Here is a 1964-nt window from a genome sequence, read left to right on the forward strand (position 1 = left end):
ACCAGCCAACGCCTCACCAAATAAGTTCAGGAACAGGCTCTGAGGACGGAGTCGCGCGCCAACACCCGCTCGAGGTGCCTTGATCAGGATGCTGGCGTTGGGGCCAGGCGTTGGCCGCTGAGTATGGGACGCGAGCTGGCGCCGGCGTTCCCCGCATACGCCGCGCCCTGGCGGGGTGTGCGCGGCGTTCGCGTCCGAGGTGGGTGCGGCCATCACCCGGTGGTGCCCCGCTGGAGCGCACCGATGGCCCCGAGTCGGCCGCTGTGCTCACTGCGGTTCGCCGAGCTACGTGTGTGCGGTTCTCTCGTTCGTCCGGACGCCCGCGCGGTTCTTCCTGAAACTGCAGTAGCTGTGTGGGACGCTTCACGCATGCGTTGCGGGGGCATTCTTGGGTTCGTGGTCCTGTTGTTGCTGGTCAGCGCGCCGGTGACCGCAGCGCAGCCGTTTGATCTCGGCGAGCTCATGTCCCATCAGGTTTACCGGGCTCCTGGTGCGTTCGCGACCCTCGACGAGGAGCGGGTGCGTGCTGTGCTCCGGCCGAATGACCGTGTTCTGCTCACACCGTTCAACGGCGCCGACAAGGACCAGCTGCGTGAGTGGGCAGGTGAACACGACGTTCGCCTGGTGGTGGTCGAGGGGCTGGCCGCCTACATTCCGGGTCGTCGTGCTTATCGTGCGCCTGACCGCCAGTCGCTCCGCCGGCTCGCCCTGTACTCGGACGTGACGCCAGGCGTGCTTGATCTCCTCGGGCAGGACAGCAGTCCCGTCATCGTGCCCCAGGCGGTCGACCCGAGCCCTGAGCAGGTCGCCACGGTGGTGGAACGCTTGCGGGAAGCGGACCCCAAAATCGCCACGTTCCCAAGCCCGAGTCCTGGCCGGCGCCACGTGGACTACGTCCCCACTCTCGCCCGCGAGTTTCCTGACGATCTGGTCATGGTCGTTCAGGGCCGGTGGTTCGACGTCGCTGCGCCTGACCAGGACAGCGCCGAATACGCCCGCGACCATCTGTTCGGCCGGGGGTACATCCAGATCTTCCAGGACGGCGCCCCGTCCGAAACCTCGGCGAGCCTGCTCGTCGAGCGCTACGAAGCCCTCCGCGCACCCCCAAGGCCGGCGTTTCAGGCGCCGCCCCCCGCGCCCGTGTCCGATCTGTGGGGGCCGGTCCGCACAGCGGCGCTGTGGACGACACTCATCGCCGGCGCCTTCTTCGCACTGGTTTATCTCGCTCACACGCCCGAGCATTCGCCGGCACGCTCGGTCCACACCCCCACAGAGCGCCGCCTGGCCCGCGCCGAGGCCAACGCCAGGATCGGCGAGCTGGGGGCACGCCTGCTCGAAGTCGAGACCAGCGGTGCGGAGGCCAACCCAGCCGCTGCGGAGCGTCTGGCCACCGCCCGCCGACTCTTCGACCAGGCGCAGACAACGCCGGGATGGGTGGAGGTTCGCAAGATCGCCGACGAGGGTATGGCCCTGCCGGCACGCCAGGACGAGACCAGTTGATGCCACCTAAGCGCGAACGGCGCGGCTTCACTTGGCGCGCGACCGTCGGCTGGGTGGTCGTTGCGATCACCTTGATCGTCCTCATCGACATGGCGGACGACATTCCGGAGCCGCAGCCGCCCGAAAGGCAGGCGGACATCATTGCGAAGGCTTTCGAACGGTCCTCGGTGTACGTGGCACCGGGCGCCCCGGGACTCGTCGATCCGGAGCGGTCCCGCCGCGCTATCGGTGACCTGCCGGTCCTCGTGGCCATCCTGGCTACGTCGGCCTCGGACGAGCTCTGCTGGGATGTCGTGGGCGAGTACCCCGACACAGCTCTCCTCATGTTCGGCGAGAACCCGGTCGAGGACCACGCTGCCTGCGGCCGCTGGGAGAACGACCGCGCGCTCCTCGAGTACGCCGAACGCGCCGCGACCTACCTAGTGCCGCATCAAGCAACGTTGGGTAGGTAATCCGGGCGGCGG

General features: G+C 68.3%; 2 protein-coding genes. Both read left to right on the forward strand.

Translation table 11 applies throughout. From position 1 onward, the window contains the following. Window positions 1-396: 396 nt before the first annotated feature. A complete protein-coding gene (locus BU204_RS37710; protein ID WP_143230056.1) occupies window positions 397-1500 on the forward strand; it encodes a hypothetical protein in 1104 nt (367 codons plus the stop codon). A 53-nt stretch (window positions 1501-1553) separates the two neighbouring features. Continuing rightward, entirely contained in the window at window positions 1554-1952 is a 399-nt protein-coding gene (locus tag BU204_RS37715; RefSeq protein WP_143230057.1) for a hypothetical protein, read from the forward strand. Window positions 1953-1964: the final 12 nt, after the last annotated feature.

The organism is Actinophytocola xanthii (assembly GCF_001921205.1).
GTDB lineage: Bacteria > Actinomycetota > Actinomycetes > Mycobacteriales > Pseudonocardiaceae > Actinophytocola > Actinophytocola xanthii.